Here is a 7,760-nt window from a genome sequence, read left to right as displayed (position 1 = left end):
CCTCCCTCCAGAGGCTTTTGAGCGTCACGTTCAGGATGGCTATCAAGCCACCGCTACTTGGCATCAGGGAGCTTTACACGATCCGGGCACGGGTTCTCAAGCGCGTTGGCAGTATGAAATTAAACCTGTATATGGATGGGGAAATCTAAATCAGCCACAACAATCAACAGCCGGATGGTTGTCTTCTTTCCCGATTTTTGAACCGGGATGGCAAATTTTGATGGCTCACGGGCTGGCAACTGGCTGGATTGAGTGGAATGGAAAACGCTACGACTTCACCAACGCCCCTGCCTACGGTGAAAAAAACTGGGGGCGCTCTTTTCCTCAAAAATGGTTCTGGCTGAATTGCAATAGTTTTGATGAGTCTTCAGATATCGCCTTAACGGCTGGTGGAGGCAGACGCGGGGCGCTGTGGTGGATGGAATCGGTGGCGATGATTGGCTTGCACTATCAAGGAAAATTTTATGAATTTGTACCCTGGAACTCGAAAGTAAGTTGGAATATCGAGCCTTGGGGCAGCTGGCAAATGCAAGCTCATAACTCCGAGTTTGAAGTTGAGTTAACCGCTACTACAAATCTACCGGGGACTCTCCTGCGTGCCCCCACGGAAAAGGGTTTAATCTTTTGTTGTCGCGACACGATGAACGGTCAAGTTGACCTAGAACTGCGCCAACGGGGTGACAAATCTAAAATCATCCTGAAAGCTGGCAGTTCTCTATGTGGATTGGAAACAGGCGGTGGCCCTTGGGAAGAAACCTGGCGGTCTACTTAAATTCAACTGGGTAATGCTGCCCTTGGGCTGCTATGATCGCCTTAGAATTGGGGCTGTAGCTCAGTTGGATAGAGCGAGCGCCTCCTAAGCGCTAGGTCGCCGGTTCGAGCCTGGCCAGTCCCGTTGTCTGCTACTCTCTAAAACAGTTAGTCGCCCCGTGGAGTGTATCTACGTGGACGCTAGCTAGGATAGGGAATTTTAACCAGTTAGCGATCGCGCTTCGTGCGTATCGCTTCCCATGTAAACACGGCTTTTTCAATTGATTGATGATCCTGAAAATTGGTGCTAGCCGACAAAAACACTTGTCTTCCAAGCCCTCGCGCTCTAAAAGTAGATATTCTCGGCTGCTAATGCTCGCTCTACCCGTGGCGCTGTGGTTTGGTTACAAGGAAGTTAAAAAAAGCCTGGTCAAACCCCAGGCAATGTTAGTTTTGGGTGGCTCTACCTCAGCCTTGGAGCGGGAGAAGTTGGCAGCAAGGATGGCTCGTCAGCATTCAGATTTGCCCATCTGGGTTTCTTCAGGTAGCACTAACAAAGCTTACGTTAAACGGGTTTTTGCCAAAGCTGGGGTTGCCCCTAGTCGCCTGCATTTGGACTATCAGGCGGTGGATACGGTTACGAACTTTACGACGCTGGTTGATGAGTTGCAGAGTCTTGGGATCACCAGCATCTATTTAATTACCTCTGACTATCATATGCGCCGCGCCAGAGTCATTGGAGAGATTGTTTTAGGCAGTCGGGGCATTACTCTAAAGCCCGTGATCGTGCCTTCGGACATACCGCAGGAGCCGATTGAGAAATCAATTCGGGATGGAGCCAGAGCCATTCTTTGGGTGACTACCGGCTATACGGGAGCCACCCTCGGTCAGTCATCAAATCAGATTAAGCAGGAATCGTTGCCGTTTCTTTCACCAAGACATAAGGCGACACAATCAGAGCGCTGAATCGCTTGTTTTTGTTGTCGTTCCAATCTTGTTTCTGAGCTTCGGAGGGCTTGTAAATCAATTGTTCGCTAATCCAGTGCTGCACAGAGGAAACATCATCATTAGCGATCGCTACCCCAACATCTAGCAAGTCCAGCTCTTGAGCTACGATAACCACAGCCTCCCGTTCCGCATGAGGCATCAGCCAGTTCCACTCAGCCTCATCTAGCAATTCTGCTAATTCTTCTCTTAAACCCTGCATTTTTACTTGTTTTGATTCCAGTAAATTTTATTTTAATCTATTTTATAGAAGCTGCTACTCTTCATGTCATTCCTCTAAGATTCTGCTTTCATTTCGTCAATTTCAAATAAACTGACAATGACTCCAGTAATCGGAATTGCAATAAAAATTCCGAGTAATCCTGCTACTCTAGCACCTACTAGTAAGGCGAAAAATACAACAACTGGATTAATATTAAGCGAATTTTGCATAATCCGGGGCGTGATGAAATTGTCTTGTACTTGCTGAATTATGATACAAACAACAACTACTTGAACGGCTAACCAAACACTCTGAGACAATAAAATAAGAAAAACAATACCCACCCCTAAAGTAGCTCCAATCCCAGGGATTAAATCGAATAATCCAGCAATAATTGCCAAAAGTAAGGGAAATGGTACATTTAAAATTAAAAAAACCAAAAAAGTAGTCGTAGTCAGAAATAAACATAAAACCATCTGTCCTCGAAAAAATCCGAGAAACTTGCGTTGAATGACAATGGTAAATCTATTTTGTAAATGTGCAGGAACAAGCTTAAGAATAAGCTTCCAAAGCTTTTCTCCATCTAGCAACATAAAAAAAGAAATAACGGAAATTAATATCAAATTAAGAAAATTGGCAAAAAATACTTGTATAGTCGTTAAGCTATAACCGATTCCTAACCCCAGCGATGAGACGATTTGATTCTGAAATTGTTCTTGAATTATGCTCAAATTTACTTGAACATTGAATCTTAAAAGGAATTTTTCTATTTGATAAGCCAAAGGAATTAAAGAATTTAAAAAGGTTGTTAAGCTAGAAATTAATTGTTGCCCTTGCGATACAACTGTTAAACCAACTGTGACAGTAAGACTAGCAATCACGATCATGCCTAGAATAAAGACCACGGTAACAGCAACACCGTGAGGCACAAAACGAGTTAGCGATCGCACGGGATAACTCAGTAGAAAAGCGACAATAGCTGCAAATGTAAAAATGACAATAACTGTTTCAAAGTAAGCTAAAATTTTTACAAACGCCCAGCCAGAAGCAACGAAAAGCAAAAATCTAACCAATGCCAAATTGTTCAGACGCTGCAAAAGATACTTGGCAGAAGGTTCGCTCATTTCTTTTTGGGATGGTGATTTAATCCAGAATCCTGGTGATTGACTCATTTCTTTATTGAATGAACCAATAGCCGGATATCCAGACAGATTTGGAATAACCTAATCCTACTGAAAGCGCAACTGTCAGGACATCATCCCAACGTTTTAATTTCGCCGAGAAAATCTTGTCTTTTGAAATTCTTTAACGGCCTAAATCGTGTAAAGCATGAATCGCTGTGGCGCATTTTTGCGTTACCGCCTGTAACTCATCCCGGTCTGTTGAATTAGGAGGATTAATTACCTGACCAATCCGCACCGTTACTGGCACCGGACGCGGAACCAGCGAACCTTTCTTAAAAATCGCTTCCGTACCCCACAAACTAACGGGCAGCAACGGCACCTTCGCCTTGGCGGCAATCAGCGCAGCACCTAGCTTTGGGTCTGAAATTCTGGCGTCTGGCGTCCGCGTTCCTTGTAAAAAGACACCGACCGCCCACCCTTCCTCTAGGAGAGACAGCGCCGAACGAATCGCACTCCGGTCTGCGGAACCCCGCTTGACGGGGTAAGCACCATACAACTTAATTGCCTGCTTCAAAACAGGGACTCGAAACAGTTCTTCTTTTGCCATATACGCTACGGGTCGTCGCACGCAGCAGGACAAAATCGGCGGATCGAAATCACTGGCATGATTGCTAACCACTAGAAGTGGTCCAATCGGAGGAACGTGTTCGCATCCATAAATCCGACCTCGCAGGTAGGCATGAAGCACGGGGCTGACCACCGACCACTTAAACAGGTGGTATAGAACTAAACTCGAAACAGGCTCGCGGCTTCTGCCTAGATTAGATAATTCGCTATCCACCGTACTCTCGCTGTAAACCTTTAACCACCTTGTCTGATTTTTCTCGTTCCCTGGCTGATGAGGGAAGGAGGGAATTTTTCCATTCTCTCACTCGCACGCGCTGTTGCGGTCGCCGGACTTTATTCTGCATTCGGCAACTCTGCAACACTACCCACGTTTTCCAAAGTTAAATCGGGGCAAGTACGTTTAATTAAACCCGTAAGGACTTTCCCTGGACCAATTTCCACAACCTGCGAAATTCCTTGTACTGGCAATTGTAGGGAAATTTCTCGCCACCGCACCGAGCCGGTCATCTGACGGATGAGGCGCTCTTTTAAAATATCAGCGTCCACAGATGGGACAGGTTCCACATTTGACAGCACTGGCACTTGAGCAGAATTAAATGGAACTGACTCCAAAACTACCTGGAACTCGGCGGCAGCTTCCGCCATTAAGGGAGAGTGAAAGGCTCCTGAAACATTCAAGCGGACAACACGCTTAACCTTTACTTGACTTAGCACTGCCTCCACCGCTTCTGGCGTTCCAGAGATGACGACTTGGGCGGAACTGTTGTCGTTGGCTAACACAACGTCGGGGGTCTGCTGAATTTGTTGTTCTAGCTGTTCGCGGTCAAAGCCAATCAGCGCTGCCATCATGCCATCGGACGCACTATCCATAAATTCTGCCCGACGTTTCACTAGGCGCAACCCCGCCTCAAAGTCAAAGACACCGGCGACGTAGAGAGCAACGTATTCTCCCAGACTGTGACCGGCAACGAGGTTAGGTTGATGTCTCCCAGCTTGCATTCGATCCGCTAAAATGCTTTCTACCACATACAGGCTGGGCTGGGTATAAAGAGTGCGGGATAATTTATCTTCCTGACTCTGACAGATTTCTGGTACAGACCAGCCTAAAATTTGCTCGGCTTGCTCAAATTTAGCCTTTGCCTCTGGCAAGTCTAATAAATCCACTCCCATTCCGATTGCCTGAGAACCTTGCCCAGGAAACACCCATGCGGTCTTTGTCATTGGTCATTGGTAATTGGTAATTCGTAATTGGCAATTAGCAATAGGTAATTGGAGAAAAGTTTTCAGTTTTAGAGGCGCAATTGATCGCGTCTGAGTTTTGACTTCAAGAATTTCTTTCTTGCCTTAAAACTCAATCCTTAACACTCCTAACTTTCATTACCCATTACCAATCCACCTATCGAAAATTATTGGAGGCAGAGAATCTCCGACCTCCGCAAAATTCAAAATCTAAAATTGATTTATCTGCCCCATTGGAAAATCGCTGCGCCCCACGTTAGACCCGCGCCAAAGCCGGAAGTTGCAATCATGTCTCCTGGTTTAATTTTGCCTTCTCGCACAGCTTCATCCAGCGCTAAGGGAATGGAAGCAGCAGAAGTATTGCCGTAGTTAGCAAGATTGCTAATGACTTTTTCAGCAGGAATCTTTAAGCGTTGGGCGACGGCATCAAGAATTCGCTGATTGGCTTGATGTAAAAGCAACCAGTCAATTTGTTCAATGCTGATATTTGCGCGAAACATTGCTTTTTCCAGCACTTCCGGCACTTTTTGCACGGCAAAGCGATAAACTTCCTTACCGTTCATGGTGATGGGGTGGTAAGTGCCAGCTTGGACGTTGATCCCAGGAACCAGTTCTTTAGGCTGTGCCGTGTAGGCTAGGCTGAGGGATTTGTGCTGGGTTCCATCACTGCGGAGTTCAAATCCCAGCAGGCGATCGCGATCGCTCGCCTGCATGACAATGGCACCAGCACCATCCCCAAATAACACGCAGGTTCCCCGATCTGACCAATCTACCCAGCGCGACAGAATATCAGCCCCAATCAGCAAGACATTTTGATAGACGCCGGTGCGGATAAACTGCGATGCCGTAACTAGACCAAAGACAAATCCAGAGCAAGCGGCTGTTAAATCAAAAGCTACCGCCCTAGATGCTCCCAGTTGAAACTGAATTGCTGAGGCACTCCCGAACAAATCATCGGCAGTTGAGGTTGCCAGAATAATTAAATCCAGGTCTTCTGGGGCGATCCCAGCCATTACGATCGCTCTTTGTGCCGCGAGTGTGGCGATCGAACATAAGGACTCCTCACCCGCCAGCCGTCGCTGACAAATCCCGGTGCGGCTGGCGATCCAATCATCGGAAGTATCTACCAGCTGAGTGAGTCCATGATTATCCAGAGAACCTGAGGGGATCGCAGAGCCGCTTCCGGTAATGGCGACGCCGACGCCTGTTTGTTGCAACATTGCTCTCCATGCTTGCTGGGGTCTTTAGGTATCAGCTATCAGCATTTTAGCTTTTAGCTAAATCGATTAATTCTAAACGATCGACGCTGGAATGTCACATTTTACACTTCATCCTTCATACTTGTTGCTATTCGCCGATTGCCGATTGTTTAGCACTGATATCTTGAGACTGAATTCGCTCCAGTACCTGGTTATCAACAGCTTCTTTCGCGATGCGAATCGCGTTAAAAATTGACGGAGCCTGGGAGCTACCGTGGCTAATAATACAAATGCCTCCTACCCCCAACAACAAGCAACCGCCATGTTCCGCGTGGTCGACTCGCTGCTTTATTCGCCGCAAGTTTGGTTTCAACAGAGCCGTGCCGACTTGCCCGCGCAGTCCTTGAGGTAACTCTTCCTGGAGGATTTGCAATACTGCCTCACCAACGGCTTCAGCAAATTTCAACAAAACATTCCCGGCAAAACCATCGCAAACGACCACATCAAAATTACCCGTCAGGACATCTCGCCCTTCGGCATTGCCAGCAAAGCAAATTTGCGAATTCTCTTGCAGCCTTTGGTAAGTGCGAACCGCTAGATCGTTCCCCTTACATTCTTCTTCACCAATGTTGAGTAAGCCGACTTTAGGAACGTCTACACCCAGCACATACTGGCTGTAAATCGATCCCATCAGTGCGAACTGCTCCAAAAATTTAGGACGACAATCGACATTTGCGCCGACATCGAGAATTAGCACTGATTTACTAGCTACCATCGTTGGCAAAACTGCTCCGATGGCGGGGCGGTCGATCCCCCGAAGGCGTCCCAGTCGCAGCAGAGCAGATGCCATAGCGGCTCCTGAATGACCCGCTGACACTACTGCTTGGGCTTGTTTTTGTTTTACCAAATCCATTGCTACGTTGATCGAAGCCTTGGGCTTGCGTTTTAAACCACTTAGAGGCTCCTCGTGCATTTCAATTGTGCCCTCAGAAGGCACAATTTGAGGAAGATGAGAACTGGTGTGTTGCCCTAGGGAAGCTTCAATCTGATGAGGATCGCCCACCAGCAAAACCTCTACGTCTAATTCTTCCTGTGCCCTAAGCGCTCCAGCAACGATTTCGGCGGGGGCGTGGTCGCCACCCATAGCGTCAATTGCGATCCGTGCGCGAGTCGATCCCATTGATCAAAGTGATATAAACCTTAAAAATTCTACCAGTACCCGATGACTCGTGGAGAAACCGGGGCCAATCCGGGAGGATGAAACAGGACGCAGGAAGGATAAATAAAAGAATGCTGAAAAAAATGGTACTCCTAAATAGGTAAAGATAGAGAACTAGTTGTCCCACGGGAGAGTTTATCCATTTTCGCTTGCTCACCGATTACTCATTCCTTGTCCCTGCTTGTGCTTTACCTATACGCGAACTCCCGAAAAAATATCTTCATTCTGGCGGAAGCAATTTCCGCCTTGGGCTTTTTTTGTAGCTTGCACATCCGGCAGGCTCTTTGTTTAGTGAATAAAGGAAAGTGAGGAATGTTGCAATTATTTGGCTCTGGATTGGTAGCGCTGTGGATGAATATGGCTGGGGTAAAAACAACAGAGATAGATACTACCCA

At 46.9% G+C, this 7,760-nt stretch carries 9 protein-coding genes and 1 tRNA gene; 3 read left to right on the top strand and 7 right to left on the bottom strand.

Annotated features, from left to right (window positions below; translation table 11 throughout):
* The 3 genes from H6F50_RS11775 to H6F50_RS11765 form a co-directional block, all read left to right on the top strand.
* Window positions 1–772, top strand: a 772-nt coding sequence (locus H6F50_RS11775; RefSeq protein WP_190428840.1) for a tocopherol cyclase family protein, incomplete at its 5' end; no start/stop codon positions are given.
* Window positions 773–821: 49 nt separating this feature from the next.
* A tRNA-Arg gene (locus H6F50_RS11770) sits at window positions 822–895 on the top strand.
* A 143-nt stretch (window positions 896–1,038) separates the two neighbouring features.
* The gene (locus tag H6F50_RS11765; RefSeq protein WP_190428839.1) at window positions 1,039–1,716 is read left to right on the top strand and encodes a YdcF family protein; all 678 of its coding nucleotides are present in this window, start codon (window positions 1,039–1,041) and stop codon (window positions 1,714–1,716) included.
* Here H6F50_RS11765 and H6F50_RS11760 read toward each other — a convergent pair.
* From H6F50_RS11760 to plsX, 7 genes are all read right to left on the bottom strand, one after another.
* A complete protein-coding gene (locus H6F50_RS11760; protein WP_190415638.1) occupies window positions 1,655–1,957 on the bottom strand; it encodes a DUF2288 domain-containing protein in 303 nt (100 codons plus the stop codon). The genes H6F50_RS11765 and H6F50_RS11760 overlap by 62 nt on opposite strands.
* Before the next feature lie 74 nt (window positions 1,958–2,031).
* On the bottom strand, window positions 2,032–3,081 hold the full coding sequence (locus tag H6F50_RS11755; protein ID WP_190415744.1) for an AI-2E family transporter: 1,050 nt from the start codon (window positions 3,079–3,081) through the stop codon (window positions 2,032–2,034).
* A 181-nt stretch (window positions 3,082–3,262) separates the two neighbouring features.
* On the bottom strand, window positions 3,263–3,922 hold the full coding sequence (locus H6F50_RS11750; RefSeq protein WP_190428838.1) for a 1-acylglycerol-3-phosphate O-acyltransferase: 660 nt from the start codon (window positions 3,920–3,922) through the stop codon (window positions 3,263–3,265).
* Window positions 3,915–4,052 (bottom strand): hypothetical protein, encoded by a 138-nt coding sequence (locus H6F50_RS11745; protein ID WP_190428837.1) that lies wholly within the window; start codon window positions 4,050–4,052, stop codon window positions 3,915–3,917. Before H6F50_RS11745 ends, H6F50_RS11750 begins: the two co-directional genes overlap by 8 nt.
* Window positions 4,042–4,929, bottom strand: coding sequence for an ACP S-malonyltransferase (gene fabD / locus H6F50_RS11740; RefSeq protein WP_190415641.1), 888 nt, complete (start codon window positions 4,927–4,929; stop codon window positions 4,042–4,044). The genes H6F50_RS11745 and fabD overlap by 11 nt, the downstream gene beginning before the upstream one ends.
* A gap of 239 nt (window positions 4,930–5,168) precedes the next feature.
* The gene (locus H6F50_RS11735) at window positions 5,169–6,167 is read right to left on the bottom strand and encodes a beta-ketoacyl-ACP synthase 3 (RefSeq protein ID WP_190428836.1); all 999 of its coding nucleotides are present in this window, start codon (window positions 6,165–6,167) and stop codon (window positions 5,169–5,171) included.
* 127 nt (window positions 6,168–6,294) lie between these two features.
* A complete protein-coding gene (gene plsX, locus H6F50_RS11730) occupies window positions 6,295–7,326 on the bottom strand; it encodes a phosphate acyltransferase PlsX (protein WP_190428835.1) in 1,032 nt (343 codons plus the stop codon).
* Window positions 7,327–7,760 lie beyond the last annotated feature (434 nt).

Origin of the sequence: Coleofasciculus sp. FACHB-712, from assembly GCF_014695635.1 — a bacterium.
Taxonomy (GTDB): Bacteria; Cyanobacteriota; Cyanobacteriia; order Cyanobacteriales; family FACHB-T130; genus FACHB-T130.
Note: the sequence above shows the minus strand (reverse complement) of the source record. Positions and strands in the feature narration are given on the sequence as shown.